The following is a 21,004-nucleotide window of genomic DNA, read 5'->3' on the forward strand; positions in this document are numbered from 1 at the left end:
AATGCTCGATGAGTATCACTCATCGCGCATTGGTTAAGCCCGTGCGGCGCTTGCGCATTTCCAGCGCGTGATGCGTCAGCATCTTGGCGCGCTGGTATAAGCGGCATCCCCAGACCGATCCGGTTTCCGGAGATGCGGCATCTACCGACCGCATTTCCCTGGTTCTTCGGTGCGACCCAAAGGGATCGGGATCAGAACTTGTATCCCAGCTCCAGACCAAAGCGCTGCAAGCCGCCCGGCGAGATGAACGATCCGCCGAATTCGACCGCAGTGATCACCTCGTTGAGATATTTCTCGTCGAACAGGTTTTCAGCATAGGCGAACACTGACCAGCGATCGCTTTCAAGCCCGATGCGCATATCGACAACGCCAAAGGCATCGCGCTGCGAAACCGAGTAATCGGCATCGCCCACGAATGCCGGCAGCGCCAGCGCGGAGCCCGGCAGCAACCCGCTGAACAGCGTCGGGTTGGTGTCGTCCTGCAGGGTGTGGAACCACGTCGGCCCGGTGATGCGGTAATCCGCGCGGGTGACGAAATCGATGGTGTTCGAAACCGGCAGATCAAACTGGGTGCCGAGGTTGATGGTGTAATCGGCGGTGTAGGGCGATTTGTTGCCGACCGTGACGGGGCGCGAGGCATTGGCCTTGATCTCGCTATCGGTCACGTTAGCCGAACCAAACACCGTCCAGCCTTCAAGGATTTTGGCGGTCAGATTGACTTCCGCCCCGAAGATTTCGACCTCGTCGATGTTCGAAACCACGCGCAACAGGCCAAACCCGCCGACGAAGAATTCGAAGAACTGCATGTCATCAATGCTGGTATAGTAGCCCGCCAGATCAAAGGTGATGCGATCATCGAACAGGCTGCCCTTGACCCCGGCCTCGAACGCGCTCGACACTTCCTTGCGATACTGATCCTCGATCAGCACGTTGGTGCCGATGAACTGGTTGAACGACTGATCGACGATCGCGGCTGATCCCTGGTTGTTGAACCCGCCCGATTTGAAGCCGATGCCCCAGTTGGCATAGAGATTGACGTTGTCCGCAGCCTCATAGCGCAGCGAGACCTTGGGCTGGAACTGGCGGAACGTCTGCGACTGGCCCGCGATCGGCTGGACAACCCCGCCCACGACCTGCTGGCCCGGATTGATCGGCCCACCCGTAATCGGGTCGAACACGTTCGGGACAAGGCTGCGCACGCTGCGGTCCTCGATGTCGTAACGACCCGCAAGGCTCACATTGAAGCGATCGGTGAGATCGAAATCGGCCGATGCGAACAGCGCATAGACATCGGTCTTGAACCCATCGTGATAAAGCTGGGTGGTCGGGTTGGTGGAATCTGGCCCATTGAACAGCTGGCGGGTCACGCCAAAGCCCAGATCCGCGCCGAGGCTGACGCCGACTTCGCGATCAATATGCAGGTAGTAGGCGCCGACCTGCCAGTTGACGTCGCCGTCGCCGTTCGAGGCGAGGCGCACTTCTGCGCTGAAATCGCTCTGTTCGCGGATCTGGTACTGGGTGCCGTCGCAGGTGGTCGGGCTATACGGGCCGAAGGTCGATCCGTTGACCGGATCGAAGATGAAGGGAACCGGATTATTGCCGATGAAGGTCGGCGCATTGAGCGGAAAGCCGGTCAACGCTGCGGTGCTGGCGAAACAGGCATCCGAGGCCGCGACCGATGCCGGGGTCGCGCCGGGAAAGGTGAAGCGCGCAAAATCGGCCGAGGTGCTGTCCGCGGTCAGCGACTGATCGACGTCAGTGTAGAGCGCCCAGGCGGTGAGCGTCACCGCATCGAATTCATGCTCGATCTTGGCCGAGGCCTCGAAGGTGGTCTGGTCGTTGGTTGGGCGAATGTTGGAATAGAAGCCGAAGGGATGCTCGTTTACATCCTCGAAGAAGGCCGGATCGACGCCCGCAAAATTGGGCAGGTGGAAGCTCGCGTTGAAATTGATCGAGGCACCGGTCAGATCGGAATAGCGCGCCTTCATGTCCAATTCGGTGCGGGGGCCAAGCTCGGCCACGAAGCGTCCATCGATACCCCACACTTCCTGATCGTCGATCGTCTTGGAATTGCCGAGGAAGCGGTTGCGGAAAAACCCGTCAGTGGTCGAATAATTGCCCGACAGCACCAGCCCGGCCGTGTCGCCGACCGGCACCGAGACAAAGCCGGTGGCAAGATAGGTGTTATCCTGCGCTGCCCGCACGGTCATGCCGCCTTCAAGCACGTCGCCGGGTTTGACGGTCTGAAGCACGATCGCACCCGCCGCCGCGTTGCGACCATAAAGCGCGCCTTGCGGGCCTTTCAGGATTTCGACCTGCCGCAAGGTGCCCTGGTTCTGGTTCAATTGCGCGGTGTTGGTCTTGAGAATTCCATCGACCACCAGCGCAACCGAGCTTTCCGCATCGCGCGCGCCGTTGATGCCGCGGATGTTGATCTGGGTATCGCCCGCGTCGGCGGTGCCGGTGACGATGGTCACGCCGGGGGTCAGCTGGATGAAATCATCGGCGCGCTGAACCCCGGTCTTGGCGAGGGTATCCGCGCCGAACACGGTAACAGAGGCCGGCACGTCCTGGAGCGATTCCGACTGGCGGCGCGCGGTGACGATGATGGCATTGTCATCTTCCTGCGCCGCGTCGGCGGCAGGGGCGGCCTGCTGGGCAACCGCAGGCGCAGCAAGGACCATGGCGCCCAGAGCCGCGCCAGAGGCAAGAACGATACGAAGGTTCATCAAGGCTCTCCTAAAACTGATAATGCACGCGGACGCCTCAGGTGAGGACGTTGGCCCCGCTCATGTAGACATAGACTTCCTGGAATTTCGGGCCTTCGGCGCCCTCGGCACTACCCGGGCGCAGGCGCCAGAAATTGGTGTTGCTGAGCAGCGTCACATTGCCGTCTGCATCGTGCAGCTCGGCAATGAAGCTGGCGGTGATCCGGCCGTTCTTCTCGTCCACGGTGCAGTTGAAATCGCGGTGGATGATGGTTTCATAGGCGCCGAAGAAATCCTCGAACATGCGGCGGATCTCGGCCTTGCCGCTGTGGCGGGTGAAGGCGGTCTGGACGCAGAACAGGGCCGTATCGTGGAAGCACGCCAGCGCGCCTTCCATGTCCTTGGCATCGACGCGCGCGAAATACTTGTTCAGCGCGAAATCGATCAGCTCGGCGCGCGACAATGTCGGTTCGTACTGCATCAGGCCTCCCCTTCCTTCAGCAGGTTGTCACCCGACATGTAGACATAGACATGGTGGAACAACCGGTCCTTGAGGTAGAAACGGTTGCAGTTTTCGTAGCGCAGCTCGTCCCCGCCATTGGGGGTGATCAGCACGGTGAACTGGCTGCAGATCGCGTTGGTTTCAGGATCGGCGGTGTGGACGAAATTGCCGTGCCAGATGCTTTCGAAATCGGTGAACAGCTTGACGAACATGGCCCGGATCGCCTCACGGCCCTGATGCACGGTGTTGCTGGTGACTTCGGTCAGCACCGCATCGGGGGTGAAGCAATCGAGCACCTTGTCGACATTCTTGTTGTCGACACCATCAAAATACCGCTTGGTGACGATATCGATATAGACGGGGTACGGCAGCGGTGCCTGTCCGGCTCCGCCTTCGCTCCAGTTCTCTGCCCATTCGCTCATCAGTACCAGCCCTTTCGGATATTGGCGTGCATCGGCACTTCGGGTGCGGGGAATGCCTTTTTCGAATGGGTCAGACCCAGTTCGATCAGCGTTTCGAGGCTCTTGTAGGCGACCTGTCCGGGATTGATCACCGGCACCGGCAATTCGCTGGCGAGGTAGGCAGCGGACTGGTGCATCGTGGTCGAACCCAGCACGATCACATCGGCGCCATCTTCATCAATTGCGCGCAGGCTTTCCGCCTTCAGCTTGGCGAAGACGACCTCTTCCTTGCCTTCGAGCAGTTCGGTGACATCGGGGCGCGTGTTGATCGACCGCACCGAAGCGCAGCGATGATCCCAGCCGTGCTGGTTCAGCACTTTTTCGTAAAGCGGGAACCACTGCGGCCACATGGTGATGACGCTGAATTTCTTGCCCAGCATCATCGCTGCGGCAAAGCTCGCCTCGCCCGGCCCGACCACCGGGATATTGAGAGCTGAACGCAAGGGCCACAGCCCGCTGTCGCTGACCGTGTCGATCAGCACGCCAGCGTAACCTTCCTCCTCGGCGGTGATGCCGGCCTGGAACACTGTCCAGTCCATCAACAGCGTGTCGTGATAGGAATCGCCCAGCGCCGCGCCCCAGCGCACCGCTTCGAACGTCGGCGCAAAGCCGGGACGGACGAAGGAATCGGGCAGCTGTTCGGCGCGATTGGCCACCCCAGCTTCATCCATCGCGATCGGAACGATGACCTTGATACGGTTCACGGCACTCCCCTGTTGCCATTTCCTGAACTGTTATTGTATACAAAACGCCTACGTCAAGTGCTTTGCGCAAATCGGCCGACAGTGATTTGACGAGTGTGTTTTTGTCGCCGCAGGCCTTGCGGTGGAAGGCGGCTGACCGCAAGAAGGCGCAACATGGCGCCTTTCCGCCCCCCTCTCGCCGAACAGGTCACCTTCTTATGAGCCGTGCATCCGATCAGGCCTACGCCAAGATTCGCGCGCATCTTTTGAGCGGCGCGGTGAAGGCGGGCGAACAGCTCACCGAAGACCAATTGGCGCAGATCACCGGGGTCAGCCGCACCCCGGTGCGCGAGGCGGTGCGGCGGCTGGAGGACGAGTTGCTGCTGGTGCGCAGCGAATCGAAACGGCTGTTCGTGGCCGACTGGAGCCGCAACGACATCGAAGAGATGTTTGCGCTGCGCCAGATGCTGGAATGTCACGCTGCCGAGCGCGCCGCTCACCGCCTCACACAGGCTCAGGTCGCCGAGCTGGAAGCGGTCAACCATGCGCTCAGGGCAGCGATCGAGCAGCCGGTGCCTGATGTCGCCCGCTTTCTCGAAGCGAATCGCCGTTTCCACGAGGCGATCATCGACGCCGCCCATTCGCCGCGGCTGGGGCAGTTGCTGGCGCGGCTGGTGGAGGCCCCGGTGGTGCTACGCACCGCGCGCAATTACTCGCTCGAAGATCTGCGCCAGTCGGCCCGCGACCATGACGAACTGATCGCTGCCTTCGCTGCGCGCGATCCCGAATGGGCACGCGCGGTCATGGGAAGCCACCTGCGCCGTGCGTTCCACACCTTTGCCAACACCGTCGGCCCGGCAACCGGGGACGAGGAAGCCGAAGCCGCGTGAAAATTTCAGCCGGCACGTTGCTTCCAAAGCTGCCAACCTGATGCATCACGATTGCAATTGTATACAAATTGGGTAAGTCACGCCCCTGTCTCATTTCCAGAACAGGCGATTCACCATGGGTCCCGAGAGTATCGAACTGGTCGAAGTCGGCCCGCGAGACGGGCTCCAGAACGAACCCGACATCATCGCGACCGACACCAAGCTGGCCCTGATCGGCCGGATGATCGACTATGGTGCGCGGCGGCTGGAGGTGGCGAGCTTCGTTCATCCGCAGCGCGTCCCGCAGATGGCCGACGCCGAGGCTGTGATCGCCGCCCTGCCCGATCGTGCCGACTGCACCTATATCGGCCTCGTCCTCAACAAACGCGGCGTGATGCGCGCGCTTGCCACCCGCGACGGCGGCGCGAGGGGTGTCGATCAGGTCGGCTGCGTGATCGTGGCGAGCGACACCTTCGGCCAGAAGAACCAGGGCCAGACCATCGCCGAAGGGCTGGCTGAAACCCGCGACATGCTGCGCTTCGCCCGCGCCGAGGGAATGCGTGCGCAGGTCACCATCAGCGCCGCTTTTGGCTGCCCCTTCGAAGGCGAGGTGAAGCACGATACCGTCCTCGCCATCGCCGAGGAACTGGCGATCGAGAACCCCGAGGAAATCGCGCTGGCCGATACCATCGGGGTCGGCACGCCGTTCGAGGCCGGGGAACTCTTCGCGAAGCTGGGCGAAGTGTTCAGCAGCCGGATACCCCTGCGCGCCCACTTTCACAACACGCGCGGCACCGGCATTGCCAATGCATGGGAGGCCTACAAGGCGGGCGTGCGGGTGTTCGACGCCTCGCTCGGCGGGCTGGGCGGCTGCCCCTTCGCCCCGCGCGCGACCGGCAACATAGCGACCGAGGACCTGACCTATATGATGGACCGTTCCGGGATCGTTACAAACATCAATCTCGACGCCGCGATTGCGGCAAACAAGTGGTTTGCGGATGTGCTGGGGCGCGAATTGCCCTCAGCCGTCGCGCGTGCAGCATAAGACATAAGGAAGCGGCATGACATACAGGCTGGGTGTGGATGTAGGCGGGACGTTTACCGACCTCTTGCTGTTCGACGAAGCGAGCGGGGCGTTCTGGCGGCACAAGACCCCTTCGACCCCGCACGACAGTTCCGAGGGCATCCTGACGGGCGTGAAGGCGATCATGGCGCAGGCCGGGATCACCGCGGAGGAAATCGCCTACTTCCTCCACGGCACCACGGTTGCCACCAATGCTGTTCTGGAAGGCAAGGGCGCGAAAGTCGGCCTGGTCACCACGCAGGGCTACCGCGACATCATGCAGATCGCGCGCAGCTTCGTCCCCGGCGGGCTGGCGGCGTGGATCGTGTGGCCCAAGCCGCAGCCGCTCGCCCGCCTGGAACATACGGTCGAAGTGCCGGGCCGCATGGACGCAGCCGGGCGCGAGGTCGCCCCGCTCGATGAAAACGCCGTGCGCGCCGCGCTGCGCAAGCTGAAGGGCGAGCGCGTCGAAGCCCTGACCGTCAGCCTGATGAACGCCTATCTCAACGGCGCGCACGAGGCCCGGATCGGCGCGATTGCGGCCGAGGAACTGCCGGGCATTCCGGTGTCGCTCAGCCATGAAGTCCTGCCCGAAATGCAGGAATACGAACGCACCCTTTCCACCGTGGCCAATGCTGCGGTGCGCCCGGTGGTTAGCAAATATGTCTCGAACCTGCGTGATCGTCTGGCGACCGAGGGCTTCAAGGGCCGCCTGTCGCTGCTGCGTTCCGACGGCGGGTTGATGTCGAGCCAGAAGGCCGAGGAACACCCGGTCAACATCCTGATGTCCGGCCCGGCAGGCGGGGTGACCGGCGCGCTGTGGGTGGCGAAGAATGCGGGCTTTGAAAACATCCTGACGCTGGATGTTGGCGGCACTTCGACTGACGTGGCGCTGATCCAGGGCCTTGAGCCGCGCCGCCAGCGCACCACCGAAGTCGGTCACCTGTCGGTGCGCGCTTCGGCATTGGACGTGAAGACCGTGGGCGCGGGCGGCGGGTCGATCGCGCACGTGCCGCAATTGACCGGCGCGCTGCGCGTTGGCCCGGAAAGCGCAGGTGCGGTGCCGGGGCCGGTGGCCTATAACAAGGGCGGCACGCTGCCCACGGTGACGGACGCCAATGTCGTGCTCGGCTATCTGCCCGAAGACCTGCTCGGCGGCAGTTTCAAGCTGGATCGCGAGGGCGCCAAGGCGGCGGTGCAGACCATCGCCGATGCGCTCGGCGTCACGCTGATGGAGGCCGCGCGGGGGATCATCGACATCGTCAATGAAAACATGTTCGGCGCACTGCGAATGATCTCGGTGCAGCAGGGCTATGACCCGCGCGAATTTGCGCTAATGGGCTTTGGCGGCGCGGGGCCGCTGCATGTGAATGCCGTGGCGCGGCTTATGGGTTCCTGGCCCGCGATCTCGCCCGTCTCCCCCGGCGTGCTCTGCGCACTGGGCGATGCGACAACCCGGATGCGCACCGAAACGGCGCGCAGTTTCTCGCGCCTCGCCAAGGACACCAGCATTGCCGATCTGGTCGCGGTGCTGGATGACATGGCCGCCCAGACCCGCAGCGAATTGCTGGCCGATGGCATCCCTGAAGAGCAGATCACGTCGCTGTTCGAAATCGACGTGCGTTATGCCGGACAGGCCTTTGAAGTGCCGCTGACCATCACGCAGGATATTCTCGAACAGGACGGGATCGAAGGCATCCTTGCCCGTTTCGATGAAGAGCATCTGCGATTGTTCACCTTCAACATGGATACGCCCCACGAAATCGTGAACCTGCGCGCAGTTGCTCAAGGGCAGGCGCCTGCCCTCCCCGCCGCGACCTTGCCCAAGGGTGACGGCGATCCTGCTGCCGCCAAGATCCGCGATCACACCGTATGGATCGACGGTTCCGAGCGGCCCGCCGTGATCTACGACCGCGCCAAGCTGAAACAGGGCGACGTCATCGAAGGCCCAGCGATCATCACCGAAATGGATTCGACCACGCTGGTCGAACATGATTGCCGCGCCACGGTCGACGCGGTCGGCAACATCCTGATCAACCTCAAGACGAAGGGGTAAGACCATGCCTGCCCGCATCATCGAACCCAACACCACGCCCTTCCAGAAGGTCGCAATCGATCCGGTGACGCTCGACATCATCGAGAACGCGCTGCGCAACGCCCGCATCGAAATGGACGCGACGCTGGTGCGTACGGCCATGTCGCCCGGCATCCGCGAACAGGGCGACGCCTTCCCGCTGATCTCCGATCCCGCCGGCAAGATGATCGTCGGCCAGTTCGGCAGCTTCATCGACGGCTTCCTGATCAGCTATGACGGCACGATTGAGGATGGGGACATGATCTTCCTATCCGATCCCTATTCCTGCGCAGGCGCCATCAGCCACTCGAACGATTGGCTGGTGATGCTGCCGGTGTTCAAGGATGGCCGGTTGATCGCCTACACCGCGATGTTCGGCCACCAGAGCGACATTGGTGGTTCGGTGCCCGGCTCGATGCCCATCGGCGCGTCCTCGATCTTCGAAGAGGGCGTGCGCATCCCGCCGGTGAAGATCTGGAAAAAGGGCGAATACAACGAAGACCTGATGAAGCTGGTGATGCACCAGACGCGCAAACCCGACTGGTGTCAGGCTGACCTCAACGCCCTGATCGCAAGCTGCCGCGTTGCCGCACGCCGTGTGGTCGAAATGGCTGAACGCTTCGGCGATGATGTTTACGTGTCCGCCACGCAGGAACTGCTCGCCCGCAACCACCGCGCGATGAAGTCGCTGCTGGCGATGGCCGTGGCGGAAGAACCGGTCAGTTTCGAAGATTACCTGTGCGATGATGGCAAGGGCTACGGCCCCTACAAGATCCGCTGCACCATGTGGCGCGATGGCGACCGCGTGATCCTCGATTTCGAAGGCACCGACCCGCAGTCGGCGGCCTCGATCAACTTTTTCCTCAATGAAAACATGTTCAAGATGTTCTTCGGCATCTACATGATCATGGTCTTCGATCCGCAGATCCTGTTCAATGACGGGTTCTATGATCTCATCGAAGTGCGCATCCCGGAAGGCTCGCTGCTGAAGCCGCACTTCCCCGCTGCGCTGTCGGGCCGCACCCATGCGCTGGGCCGGATCTTCGACATTCTCGGCGGATTGCTCGGTCAGAAGACGCCGGAGTTTTTGAACGCCGCCGGTTTCTCCTCCAGCCCCCACCTGTTCTATTCCGGCTGGGACAACCGCGAGGACGGCACGCGCGACTGGTTCCAGCTGTTCCAGATCGGCTTTGGCGGCATTCCGGGCCGTCCGCTGGGCGACGGGCCGGACGGGCACTCGCTGTGGCCGGGCTTCACCAATGTGCCGAACGAATTCCTCGAACGCTATTTCCCCTTGCGGATCGAGCGTTACGCCACAGCGCCCGACAGCGGCGGCGCAGGGCTGCACCGGGGCGGCAACGGCATCCACATGACCTATCGCTTTCTGGCCGATGGCGAGATCGCGATCCATGACGACCGCTGGTTCGTCCCGCCCTGGGGCGTCAATGGCGGCCATCCGGGCGCACGCGCGAAAAAGGTTCTCGAACGCGCCGATGGCACCACCGCAATCGTCGGCAACAAGGTCGAGAACGTCAGCGTGAAGGCGGGCGATCTGCTCCACTTCGTCACCTGGGGCGGCGGCGGCTGGGGCGACCCGCTGGCGCGCGATCCTGAGCTGGTGGGCCTCGAAATCCGGCAAGGGCTGGTCACGGCGGAAGGCGCGCGGGCCTATGGCGTTGTCGCTGATGCTGAAGGCGCGGTCGATGCCGCCGCAACCGAAGCCTTGCGCAGCGAAATGACTGCCAGCCGCGGCGAACTGCCGCTGTTCGATTACGGCCCCGGTATCGACACCCTGCGCGCCAACTGCCTCGCCGAAACCGGCCTGCCCGCCCCGATCCAGCCGGTCTGGAACCTGCGTGAGGCAGCGGAATGAGCGCGCTTCAAGGCATCAAGGTCGTGGAAATGGGTCAGCTCCTTGCTGGCCCTTTCTGCGGGCAATTGCTCGGCGATATGGGCGCAGACGTGGTCAAGATCGAGCCGCCGGTGGTCAATGGTGTCGGGGGCGATCCGATGCGCAACTGGGGTCAGGGCGACGAGAAGGTGCAGTGGGAAGTGATCGCCCGCAACAAGCGCTCGGTCACCTGCAACCTGCGCGTGCCCGAAGGTCAGGCGCTGGCCAAGCGGTTGATCGCCGAGGCCGACGTGCTGATCGAGAACTTCAAGCCCGGCACGCTCGAACGCTGGGGCCTCAGCCCGGCGGAATTGCACGCCATCAACCCCGGCCTGATCATCGCCCGCATGTCGGGCTACGGACAGGACGGGCCGTATAGCGACCGCGCGGGCTTCGGCGGGATTGGCGAGGCGATGGGCGGCTGGCGCTATATCGTCGGCGAGCCCGACCGGCCCCCTTCCCGCATGGGCATTTCCATCGGCGATACGCTGTGCGCGACCTATGGTTGCATGGGCGTGCTCGCCGCGCTGCATCACCGCGAGAAGACCGGCGAGGGTCAGGTGGTCGATTCCGCGCTCTACGAGGCGGTGTTGCAGGTGATGGAGGGCCTCGTACCCGAATATGACCGCAACGGCGTGATCCGCGAGCGTTCCGGCTCGGTGCTGAAGGGCATCGCGCCCTCCAACGTCTACACCTGCTCCGACGGCAGCTACATGATCGGCGGCAATGGCGATGCGATCTTTGCGCGGCTGGCGCAGGCGATGGGCCAGCCGGAACTGGCCACCGACGAACGCTACGCCACCCACATCGCGCGCGGCATCCATCAGGATGAACTGGACGCGCTGGTCAACGCCTGGACAGGCACGCTGACGGTGGACGAGGTCGATGCGCTGATGACCGAGTATTCGATCCCCGCAGGCCGAGTCTACCGCGCGCCCGATATGCTGGCCGATCCGCATTTTCAGGCGCGTGAGGCGATTATCGAGGTCGAAACGCAGCAGCGCGGGCGGATCAAGATGCAGAACGCCTTCCCCAAGCTGTCCAAAACCCCCTCCACCATCCGCCGCCCCGCCCCCGCTGCGCCGGGGCAGGACAATGCCGAGGTCTATGCCGAACGGCTGGGGCTGGACGCAGGCGAGCTGGCGCGGCTGGCTGAGGCGGGGATCATCTGATGGCTGGCCCTTCGGCATCCGACAATTACGCCGGGGTGTACGAGGGGCGGCTCCAGCCCGGCACGCGGCCCGCGCTGCTGATCGTCGATGTGGTGGTGGCCTATCTCACCGAAGGCTCGCCGCTGTTCATGGATACTGCCGTGGCCGCCAAGGACAGCAACCGGCGGCTGGCCGAAGCAGCACGTGCAGTGGGGGTTCCGGTGATCTTCACCAACGTCCAGTACCGCACCGACGGCGTGGATGGCGGCGTGTTCTATCGCAAGATTCCGGTGCTGAAGGTGTTCCATGAAGGCTCGCCGCTGGGCGCCTTCCCCGATGATCTGACCCCGCAGCCGGGCGATCATGTCATTACCAAGCAATACCCCTCGGCCTTTTTCGGGACTTCGCTGGCGGCGATGCTGACAGCGAGTGGCATCGATACGCTGCTGATCACCGGCTATTCGACCTCGGGCTGCGTCCGGGCAAGCGGGCTGGACGCGATGCAATATGGTTTCGTGCCCCTGATCGTGCGCGATGCCTGTGCCGACCGTCACGAAGGCCCGCACGAAGCCAACCTGTTCGACCTGCAGGCCAAATATGCCGAAGTCATCAGCGAGGCTGATGCGCTCGGCGTGCTTGCGAACAGCAAGTCGTAGGCCTGACCAGCACGCGCGCAGGCAGCGGTGATGATCGGCAGCGCCGCGCGGATCGCCTCGGCTACTGCGCTTGTTCCGTCTGCGGCCACAATTCCCGAATGCCCTTGGGAAGGGCGTTTTCGACCTTGGTGATCTGTCCGGCCGAAACATGGCGCTGCAACAGCGCGAACACCGATTCTGCTGCATCCCGCGGGTTGACGCCGCGGCTGCCCTGCAGTCCCTCGGCCACGGCATCGAGGAATTGATCGGTTCCGGCATTGGGGCGCGGCAGGCCGGTGGGGTCGAACTGGTCATAGAAGGTCGCGCGCACGATCAGCGGAAGCTGCGCGCCGAAATGGGCCAGCAGCTCGACCGGAAGATGATCGCGCAGCCGTTGCAGCACAACCGACAGCACGCGCCATGCAAAGGCGCGATCGGGGCCGATATCGCGCTCGATCTCGTCCAGCCAGATTGCTGTCGTCTGCAGCGATTTGTCGAACACCGGCAAGATCGTTTGACTCATCGAAACCTCCACCCATTCTCAGCCAGAATGGTGAAAGGCTAGCCATCTGCCGGGGGGTGTCATTACGTGATGAACCGGGGGAATGGGCGCAGGTCGCCGATCAGCTGCCGCGTTCGCGCCGCAGCAATTCGGATTTTATCTCAAGGCCATAGGCGTAGCCGCCCAGCGTCCCGTCCGCCGCGATAACACGGTGGCAGGGGATCAGCACCGCGACATGATTGGCCCCGTTCGCACCGCCCACCGCGCGGCTGGCTTTGGGATTGCCCAATGCCGCCGCAAGCTCGCCATAGCTGCGCGTTTCGCCGCAGGGGATGCGCCGCAACTCGTCCCAGACGCGCTGCTGGAAGACCGTGCCTTTGACATCCAGCGGGATCGCGGCGCTGCCCCCACCATTCGCGCCCGGCTGTTCGACCGCCGCCACGACTTGCGCAAACAGGTCGCGCAAATCCTCCGCCGCCGGGACCAGTTCGGCCTTGGGAAAGCGGGCGCGCAATTCGGCCTCGCCTTCGCCGAATGCCAGACAGCACACACCCCGGTCGGTTGCGCCGACCAGCATCGGCCCAAGCGTGGTTTCCGCTATCGCCCAATGGATAAGCTTGCCGGCACCCCCGCCGCGCCAATCGCTTGCCGTCATTCCCAGCTTTCCTTTCGTTTCCTCGTAAAACCGTGCGGGCGACGCAAATCCCGCTTCGTGCAACGCGGCGGTTACACTCGCCCCCGTGGCAAGATGCGCGCGCACCTGCTCTGTGCGCAAGGCCCGGGCAAAGGCGGCGGGCGACAGGCCGACCATGCGTTTGAACAATCGCTGGAAGTGGGTCGGCGCATAGCCGGTGAGGTCGCCCAGTTGCCCCAGCGTCAACGCCCCGCGCCCCTGCACGACATTGGCGCGGATCGCTGCGATGGCGGCGAGCACGCAGGCTTCCTCCGCACTCTCGCAGTGCGGCGAACAGCGCTTGCACGGGCGCAGCCCTGCCTTTTCCGCAGCGGCAGGCGCCGCGTAGAACCGCACATTGCGGCGCAAGGGCGCGCGCGCCGGGCAGCTTGGGCGGCAATAGATCCCGGTCGAATGGACCCCGGTGACGAACGCGCCGTCAAATCGCCGGTCCTTGGCAAGCACGATCTGCCAACGCTGATCATCCGATAAGTTCTGCATTTGTTTCACGTGAAACATTGTGCCACATGCGCGCGCGCCCTGCACCCCCGGCGCTTGCGTTCAATGTCGCGCGCGCCGCAAAACCCGCTATAAGCCCGCCATGGTTCTGTTCCTTCGCGCGCTTGCGCTGCTCCTTATCGCCCCGCTGGCGTTTGTCGCCGCCCCTGCCGCAGCCGACCCCGGCGATATTGATGCCGCGGCGCGCGGTGTGGTGCGCGTGGTGCTGGTCGGCGACAGCGGCGGCGAGCTTGTGCCGGTCAGTCATGGCAGCGGCTTTGCCGTCAGCCCGACCCGCATCGTCACCAATGCCCACGTCATCCGCGAGGCGTTGCAGGATGATACGCTGCGCATCGGCGTGGTGCCGAGCGAGGGTGAAGGCGGTACATTTGCGCGCGTGGTGGCGGTTTCCCCGCGCAATGATCTGGCGCTGATAGAGATCGCCAAGGGCACGCTGCGTCTGCCGCCGCTGACGCTGGCGGGCGGCGTGAACCGCGATCTGGGAGAGGTTTCGGCGGTTGGCTATCCGATGAATGTCGATCTGGCGCAGGGGCTTGATATAGCTGATATCTTCCGCGCGCAGCCGCCGGTCAAATCGCGCGGATACCTGTCGGGTGAACGGCCCAGCCGCCAGTTCGACACCATCCTCCATACCGCCCCGATCGCGCGCGGCAATTCGGGCGGGCCCTTGCTCGACCCGTGCGGGCGGGTGCTGGGGGTCAATTCCTTCGGGACGGATGCGGGCGGATCGGATGCGGAGTTCTATTTTGCGGTGTCCTTGCGCGAACTGCTCCCGTTCCTGCGCGACAACGGAGTGGAACCGGTCACGAATGCGCTGCCCTGCCGCTCGATCGAGGAATTGAACACCGAGGAACGCCAGCGGATGGTGGCCCAGCAGACCGAGGCGCGCGAGCGGCTGGCAACGCGCACCGCGCGGTTGGGCGAGGTGCGCGAGACAGCGCGGCTCAAGGCGCAGATGGAGGTGCTCGAAGCGCGCGAAAACGCCATGGCGCTGGCGCTGATCGCGCTGCTGGTGGCGGTGGGCAGCGGCGCGACGGCGGCGCAGTGGCGGCGCGAACCTGCAACGGTCAAGCGTGCAGGGCTGGCGGCCGGCGTGGCAGGCGCCGCGCTGATCACGGCGTTGCTCTTGTGGCTCACGCGTCCGGGACTCGCCGAGATCGAGGACCGGGTTGCCGCCGCCATCGCCGAGGCTGATGGCACGGGCGCCGCGGGCGGAAATGATGCAAGGCCTTCGCTTGCAGCCGATGGCACCCTGATCTGTTCGTTCCTGCCCGAACGCAGCCGGGTTACCGCCGCGCGCACCGATGATGTCGAACTTGACTGGCGCGCTGATGGCTGCGTCAACGGGCGCACGCAATACGGGCTTTTGGCCGGGGGCGCATGGAACCGCGTGCTGGTGCTGGAGGATGAAGCGGCGGTGGCGGTCAATTCCTATGACCCCGAAACCCGCACCTTCCGCACTGATCGTTATCTTCTGGGGCAGTCAGCGATGGCCACGGCGATCGAGGCGCGCGCGCAATACACCCCGGCCGCCTGCGGCGTCAGCGAAGCGGCACGCACCCTGGGCGAACAGCAATCCGCGCTGGCCGCGCTGCTGCCGGATCGGCCCAACGAACGGTTGGTCTATAGCTGCAAGGAGAAGGCAAGGGCCGGGGCGTAAGGCAGGACGCGCAAACGGCCTGCCTTGCACCAGAGGAGCGACCCTACGCCGCCAGCGGCTCACCACTCAGGGTAATGCGGTGCATTTCGCGCGCGTGGCCGTGATAATCATTGAGCGCATTGTGCCATGTCGTCCGGTTATCCCAGATCGCCACCGTGCCCGGCTCCCATTGGATCCGGCATTGGTTATCATCACGCACGGCCGCGGCGAGCAGTTTTGACAGCAGCGGCAGGCTTTGTTCGCGGGTCTGGCCGACAAAATGGATCGTGAAGCCGCCATTCACATAAAGCAGCCGCCGCCCGGTCACCGGATGGCGGATCACCACCGGATGCACCGCGCCGGTGCGGATGTCCTGACCGCGCAGGGATTGGCCCTGATCGGTCTGGGCATAGAGCCCATCGGCCTTGTAGACATGATCGGCGGTGTGGAACGCCTCAAGCCCCTCGATCTGCGCCTTCACGTCGTCCGGCAGATCGTCATAGGCCGCGCCCATGTGGGCGAACAGCGTATCCCCGCCTGCGGGCGGCAGCACGCGGGCGACCAGAATCGATCCCATCGCGGGCACCTGATCATAGGAGTGATCCGTGTGCCACGCCCCGCCGATATTGGTGGTCTGGTCGGGTGCCTTGGCCACCAAGGCAATTTCCGGCCAGCGCGGGTCCAGCGGGAAATAATTGTTGAGATCAATCCCGCCCCAGGCTCGCGCAAAAGCAATGTGATCCTGCGGCGCGAATTCCTGATTGCGGAACACCGCCACCCCGTGTTCGTAGATCGCCTGCTTGATCGCCGCCATTTCGGCATCGCTGCACTGACTGAGCGACACGCCCGCGACTTCAACCCCGCAGCGCGGGGCCATCGGCTTCATTTCCATCAATCCTCTCCCTTGGGCGTCACGCGCCTCTTGTTGCCCAATCTGTCGCGCTGACCGGCTGCTGTCCAGAGAATCCCGCCCTGCGGCTTGCGCGAGCGGGAATCAATTGCTAGGCGCGCGCCAGCCTCAGCGGGCAGCCCTTGCGCTCGCCCCGATCCCGAGGCCCAAGCAATTACCCTTCGTATCTCGCAAGAGGACTGCACACGCGTGGATATTTCCGCCGGTATCAAGGCCAGCCTTGCTGGACGCTACGCCTCGGCCCTGTTCGATCTCGCCAGCGAGAACGGCAAGGTCACCCCGGTCGAGAGCGATCTCGAAACGCTTGGCGCTGCCCTGACAGAATCGGCCGATCTGGCCGCGCTGACCACCAACCCCGAATTGTCGCGCAGCGCGCAGGGCGCAGCGATGGCGGCCGTGGCAAAGAAGCTGAAACTGTCGGCCCTCACCACCAATTTCCTTAGCGTGCTGGCCGCCAACCGGCGCCTGTCGAAGCTGCCTTCGATCATTGCCGCCTTCAAGGCGATTGCCGCCGCCCAGCGCGGCGAGATCACGGCCTCCGTCACCAGCGCCCACCCGCTTTCGGATGACCAGCTCGCCACATTGAAGACCAAGCTGACGGCGCGCGAAGGCCGCACTGTCATGCTCTCCGCCAAGGTCGATCCCGATCTGCTGGGCGGGCTTGTCGTCACCATCGGATCGCAGCGCATTGATGCCTCGATCCGCACCCGTCTCAACTCGCTTGCCAAAGCCATGCAGGCCTAAAGGACTGAACCATGCAAATCCGCGCCGCAGAAATCTCGAAGGTCATCAAGGACCAGATCGCCAATTTCGGCACTGAAGCCGAAGTCAGCGAAACCGGCACCGTGCTCAGCGTGGGTGACGGGATCGCCCGCATCCATGGCCTCGATCAGGTGCAGGCCGGCGAGATGGTCGAATTCGCCAATGGCGTGCAGGGCATGGCCCTGAACCTCGAAGCCGATAATGTCGGCGTCGTGATCTTCGGGTCGGATTCGGAAATCGGCGAAGGTGACGTGGTCAAGCGCACCGGCACCATCGTCGACGTGCCGGTCGGCAAGGGCCTGCTGGGCCGCGTGGTCGATGCGCTGGGCAACCCGATCGACGGCAAGGGCCCGATCGTTTCGTCAGAGCGTCGCCGCGTCGAAGTGAAGGCGCCGGGCATCATCCCGCGCGAATCCGTCTCCGAACCGGTGCAGACCGGCCTCAAGGCGATTGACGCGCTGGTGCCCGTGGGCCGTGGTCAGCGCGAGCTGATCATCGGTGACCGTCAGACCGGCAAGACTGCTGTCGCCATCGACACCTTCATCAACCAGAAGGAAGCCAACGCGGGCGACGACGAAGGCAAGAAGCTGTACTGCGTCTATGTCGCCGTCGGCCAGAAGCGGTCGACCGTCGCCCAGATCGTCAAGCAGCTCGAAGAAAACGGCGCGATGGAATATTCGATCGTGGTCGCAGCGACCGCATCGGAGCCTGCCCCGCTGCAATATCTTGCACCTTATACCGGCTGCGCGATGGGCGAGTTTTTCCGCGACAACGGCATGCACGCCGTGATCGTTTATGACGACTTGTCGAAGCAGGCCGTCGCCTATCGCCAGATGTCGCTGCTGCTGCGGCGTCCTCCGGGCCGTGAAGCCTATCCGGGCGACGTGTTCTACCTCCACAGCCGCCTGCTGGAGCGTGCGGCGAAGATGAACGCAGACAACGGCCATGGTTCGCTGACCGCGCTGCCGATCATCGAAACGCAGGCAGGCGACGTGTCGGCCTATATCCCGACCAACGTGATCTCGATCACCGATGGGCAGATCTTCCTTGAAACCGGGTTGTTCTATCAGGGCATCCGCCCCGCGATCAACGTCGGCCTGTCGGTGAGCCGTGTGGGCGGTGCCGCCCAGACCAAGGCGATGAAGAAGGTCTCGGGCTCGATGAAGCTCGATCTGGCGCAGTACCGCGAAATGGCGGCCTTTGCGCAGTTCGGTTCGGACCTCGATGCCGCCACGCAAAAGCTGCTGAACCGCGGTGCGCGCCTCACTGAACTGCTCAAGCAGAAGCAGTTCAGCCCGATGCCGTTCGAAGAACAGACCGTGTCGATCTATGCCGGCACCAACGGCTATCTGGATAGCATCCCGGTGAACCGCGTGGGCGAGTATGAAAGCCAGATGCTGGATTTCATGCGCCGCGAACATGGCGACGTGCTGACCGAGATCCGCACCAGCAAGAAATTCGAAGGCGACGTCGCGGACAAGACCAAGGCCGCGCTGCAAGCTTTCGCCAAGCAGTTCGCGTAAGGACACCGCCCAGTGCCCTCACTCAAGGAACTGAAAGGTCGGATCAACTCGGTCAAATCGACCCAGAAGATCACCAAGGCCAAGCAGATGGTCGCAGCCGCCAAGCTGCGCCGTGCGCAGGCTGCGGCCGAGGCCGGGCGGCCCTATGCCACGCGGCTGGCGGCGGTGATGGCCAGCCTCGCTGGCAAGGTTGCGGGCGATTCTGCGCCCAAGCTGCTCAGCGGCACCGGCGCGGATCAGCGTCACCTCCTCGTGGTGGTCAACACCGACAAGGGGCTGTGCGGCGGTCTGAACTCGAACATCGTCAAGGCCGCCAAGATCAAGGCGCGTGAATTGCTGGCCGAGGGCAAGGTGGTGGAATTCTACCTCGTCGGCAAGAAAGGCCGCGCGCCGTTGAAGCGCGAATTCCCGACCCTGATCGGCGCAGGCTTTGACACCAGCACGGTAAAGACGCCCGGTTTCCCAGAAGCCGAAGCCATCGCCGATGAACTGATTGCGATGTTCGATGCGGGCAAGTTCGATATCGCGCACCTCGTCTACCCGACCTTCAAGTCGGCGCTGGTGCAGGACCCGACCGTCAACCAGCTGATCCCTGTCCCCGCGCCGACTGTGGCCGAGGACACCGGATCGGTGGTCGATTACGAACCGGGCGAGGAGGAAATCCTCGAAGAACTGCTGCCGCGTTATGTGCGCACCCAGCTGTTCGGCGCACTGCTCGAACGTGAGGCTTCCGAACAGGGCGCCTCGATGACCGCGATGGACAACGCCACGCGCAACGCGGGTGATCTGATCAGCAAGCTGACGATCGTTTACAACCGCCAGCGTCAGGCGGCGATCACCACCGAGCTGATTGAAATTATCGCAGGCGCAGAAGCGCTGTAGTTTTGGAACCCCGTGCGCCCCTGCAAAAGCAGGAGCCACTCGCGACTAGGCTCCTGTGTTCGCAGGAGCACACAAGGTTAGAAGGCAAGGAAACCTAAAATGGCCACCGCACCCGCCCTGAATCAAACGACAAACGGCACCATCAGCCAGGTCATCGGCGCTGTCGTCGACGTGCAGTTCCCAGGGGATCTGCCCGCGATCCTGACCGCGCTGGAAACCCGCAACGGCGACAAGACGCTGGTGCTCGAAGTCGCCCAGCACCTTGGCGAAAACACCGTGCGCACCATCGCGATGGACGCAACCGAAGGCCTCGTGCGCGGCAGCGAAGTCGTCAACACCGGCGCGCAGATCTCGGTGCCGGTCGGCCCAAAGGTGCTGGGACGGATCATGAATGTCGTCGGCGAAGCAATTGACGAGCGCGGGCCCATCGGTGCGGAAAGCACCGCCCCGATCCATGCCGAAGCCCCGGCCTTCATCGACCAGTCAACCGACGCGGCGATCCTCGTCACCGGCATCAAGGTGATCGATCTGCTGGCGCCTTATGCCAAGGGCGGCAAGATCGGCCTGTTCGGCGGCGCGGGCGTGGGCAAGACTGTGCTGATTCAGGAACTCATCAACAACATTGCCAAGGGCCACGGCGGCGTGTCGGTGTTTGCTGGCGTGGGTGAGCGCACCCGCGAGGGCAACGACCTCTACCACGAATTCCTCGATGCAGGGGTGATCGCCAAGGATGCCGATGGCAATGCGACCAGCGAAGGCTCCAAGGTGGCGCTCGTGTTCGGCCAGATGAACGAGCCCCCGGGCGCGCGTGCCCGCGTCGCCCTGTCGGGCCTGACCATGGCGGAATATTTCCGCGACGTCGAAGGCCAGGACGTGCTGTTCTTCGTCGACAACATCTTCCGCTTCACGCAGGCAGGGTCCGAAGTGTCGGCGCTGCTCGGCCGCATTCCTTCGGCGGTGGGTTATCAGCCGACGCTGGCCACCGACATGGGCAAGTTGCAGGAACGCATCACCTCGACCAACAAGGGTTCGATCACCTCGGTGCAGGCGATCTACGTTCCCGCGGATGATTTGACCGATCCGGCACCAGCTGCTTCGTTCGCTCACTTGGATGCGACCACGACGCTGAACCGTGCGATCTCGGAGCTTGGCATTTATCCGGCGGTTGACCCGCTCGATTCCACCAGCCGCGTGCTCGAACCACGCGTTGTCGGTGCCGAGCACTACGAAACCGCGCGCCGCGTTCAGGAAACCTTGCAGAAGTACAAGAGCCTGCAGGACATCATCGCCATTCTGGGGATGGATGAACTGTCGGAAGAGGACAAGCTGATCGTCGCCCGCGCGCGCAAGATCCAGAAGTTTCTCAGCCAGCCCTTCCACGTCGCCGAAGTCTTCACCGGCATTTCGGGCGTGTTCGTGCAAATCGAAGACACCGTGAAGAGCTTCAAGGCGGTGGTCGATGGCGAATATGACCACCTGCCCGAACAGGCCTTCTACATGGTTGGCGGGATCGAACAGGTCATCGAAAAGGCCAAGAAGATGGCCGAAGAGGCGTAA

At 63.6% G+C, this 21,004-nt stretch carries 18 protein-coding genes; 11 read left to right on the forward strand and 7 right to left on the reverse strand.

The window, feature by feature from the left end:
• Positions 1-191: 191 nt before the first annotated feature.
• Genes BUA05_RS04235 through BUA05_RS04250 form a run of 4 tightly spaced genes read right to left on the reverse strand, consistent with a single transcriptional unit; the run spans position 192 to position 4,375 of the window.
• Positions 192-2,729: a TonB-dependent receptor gene (locus BUA05_RS04235; RefSeq protein WP_072673410.1), complete on the reverse strand. Its 2,538-nt coding sequence runs from the start codon at positions 2,727-2,729 to the stop codon at positions 192-194.
• A gap of 37 nt (positions 2,730-2,766) precedes the next feature.
• Positions 2,767-3,189 (reverse strand): nuclear transport factor 2 family protein, encoded by a 423-nt coding sequence (locus BUA05_RS04240; RefSeq protein ID WP_072673411.1) that lies wholly within the window; start codon positions 3,187-3,189, stop codon positions 2,767-2,769.
• Positions 3,189-3,632 (reverse strand): nuclear transport factor 2 family protein, encoded by a 444-nt coding sequence (locus BUA05_RS04245; RefSeq protein WP_072673412.1) that lies wholly within the window; start codon positions 3,630-3,632, stop codon positions 3,189-3,191. Before BUA05_RS04245 ends, BUA05_RS04240 begins: the two co-directional genes overlap by 1 nt.
• Positions 3,632-4,375, reverse strand: coding sequence for an aspartate/glutamate racemase family protein (locus BUA05_RS04250; protein ID WP_072673413.1), 744 nt, complete (start codon positions 4,373-4,375; stop codon positions 3,632-3,634). The genes BUA05_RS04245 and BUA05_RS04250 overlap by 1 nt, the downstream gene beginning before the upstream one ends.
• 197 nt (positions 4,376-4,572) lie before the next feature.
• On the opposite strand from BUA05_RS04250, the gene BUA05_RS04255 reads away from it, so the two are divergent.
• The 6 genes from BUA05_RS04255 (at position 4,573) to BUA05_RS04280 (ending at position 12,058) form a co-directional block, all read left to right on the forward strand.
• A complete protein-coding gene (locus tag BUA05_RS04255) occupies positions 4,573-5,244 on the forward strand; it encodes a GntR family transcriptional regulator (RefSeq protein ID WP_072673414.1) in 672 nt (223 codons plus the stop codon).
• A gap of 115 nt (positions 5,245-5,359) precedes the next feature.
• Positions 5,360-6,268 (forward strand): hydroxymethylglutaryl-CoA lyase, encoded by a 909-nt coding sequence (locus BUA05_RS04260; protein ID WP_072673415.1) that lies wholly within the window; start codon positions 5,360-5,362, stop codon positions 6,266-6,268.
• A gap of 16 nt (positions 6,269-6,284) precedes the next feature.
• Complete coding sequence (locus BUA05_RS04265) at positions 6,285-8,342, forward strand: hydantoinase/oxoprolinase family protein (protein WP_072673416.1); 2,058 nt, start codon at positions 6,285-6,287, stop codon at positions 8,340-8,342.
• Between the two features lie 4 nt (positions 8,343-8,346).
• A complete protein-coding gene (locus BUA05_RS04270; protein WP_072673417.1) occupies positions 8,347-10,233 on the forward strand; it encodes a hydantoinase B/oxoprolinase family protein in 1,887 nt (628 codons plus the stop codon).
• The gene (locus tag BUA05_RS04275) at positions 10,230-11,423 is read left to right on the forward strand and encodes a CaiB/BaiF CoA transferase family protein (RefSeq protein WP_072673418.1); all 1,194 of its coding nucleotides are present in this window, start codon (positions 10,230-10,232) and stop codon (positions 11,421-11,423) included. Before BUA05_RS04270 ends, BUA05_RS04275 begins: the two co-directional genes overlap by 4 nt.
• Positions 11,423-12,058, forward strand: coding sequence for an isochorismatase family protein (locus BUA05_RS04280; RefSeq protein WP_072673419.1), 636 nt, complete (start codon positions 11,423-11,425; stop codon positions 12,056-12,058). Before BUA05_RS04275 ends, BUA05_RS04280 begins: the two co-directional genes overlap by 1 nt.
• Positions 12,059-12,119: 61 nt before the next feature.
• On the opposite strand, the gene BUA05_RS04285 is transcribed toward BUA05_RS04280, so the two are convergent.
• Together BUA05_RS04285 and ada are read right to left on the reverse strand one after the other, a co-directional pair.
• On the reverse strand, positions 12,120-12,560 hold the full coding sequence (locus BUA05_RS04285) for a DUF2267 domain-containing protein (protein WP_072673420.1): 441 nt from the start codon (positions 12,558-12,560) through the stop codon (positions 12,120-12,122).
• A gap of 100 nt (positions 12,561-12,660) precedes the next feature.
• Positions 12,661-13,713, reverse strand: coding sequence for a bifunctional DNA-binding transcriptional regulator/O6-methylguanine-DNA methyltransferase Ada (gene ada, locus BUA05_RS04290; protein ID WP_086616493.1), 1,053 nt, complete (start codon positions 13,711-13,713; stop codon positions 12,661-12,663).
• Between the two features lie 100 nt (positions 13,714-13,813).
• Between ada and BUA05_RS04295 the strand changes: the two genes are divergently transcribed.
• The gene (locus BUA05_RS04295) at positions 13,814-15,391 is read left to right on the forward strand and encodes a S1 family peptidase (protein ID WP_072673422.1); all 1,578 of its coding nucleotides are present in this window, start codon (positions 13,814-13,816) and stop codon (positions 15,389-15,391) included.
• 43 nt (positions 15,392-15,434) lie between these two features.
• Here the strand turns inward: BUA05_RS04295 and BUA05_RS04300 are convergent, their stop codons facing one another.
• Entirely contained in the window at positions 15,435-16,262 is an 828-nt protein-coding gene (locus BUA05_RS04300) for a TauD/TfdA dioxygenase family protein (RefSeq protein WP_072673423.1), read from the reverse strand.
• 207 nt (positions 16,263-16,469) lie between these two features.
• On the opposite strand from BUA05_RS04300, the gene BUA05_RS04305 reads away from it, so the two are divergent.
• From BUA05_RS04305 to atpD, 4 genes are all read left to right on the forward strand, one after another.
• Positions 16,470-17,024 carry a F0F1 ATP synthase subunit delta gene (locus tag BUA05_RS04305; RefSeq protein WP_072673424.1) on the forward strand — a complete coding sequence of 185 codons (555 nt, stop codon included), beginning with the start codon at positions 16,470-16,472 and terminating at the stop codon, positions 17,022-17,024.
• An 11-nt stretch (positions 17,025-17,035) separates the two neighbouring features.
• On the forward strand, positions 17,036-18,565 hold the full coding sequence (gene atpA, locus BUA05_RS04310; protein WP_072673425.1) for a F0F1 ATP synthase subunit alpha: 1,530 nt from the start codon (positions 17,036-17,038) through the stop codon (positions 18,563-18,565).
• A gap of 12 nt (positions 18,566-18,577) precedes the next feature.
• Positions 18,578-19,447, forward strand: coding sequence for a F0F1 ATP synthase subunit gamma (locus tag BUA05_RS04315; RefSeq protein ID WP_072673426.1), 870 nt, complete (start codon positions 18,578-18,580; stop codon positions 19,445-19,447).
• Between the two features lie 99 nt (positions 19,448-19,546).
• On the forward strand, positions 19,547-21,004 hold the full coding sequence (gene atpD / locus BUA05_RS04320; protein WP_072673427.1) for a F0F1 ATP synthase subunit beta: 1,458 nt from the start codon (positions 19,547-19,549) through the stop codon (positions 21,002-21,004).

This window comes from Erythrobacter sanguineus (assembly GCF_900143235.1).
GTDB classification, from domain to species: domain Bacteria; phylum Pseudomonadota; class Alphaproteobacteria; order Sphingomonadales; family Sphingomonadaceae; genus Erythrobacter; species Erythrobacter sanguineus.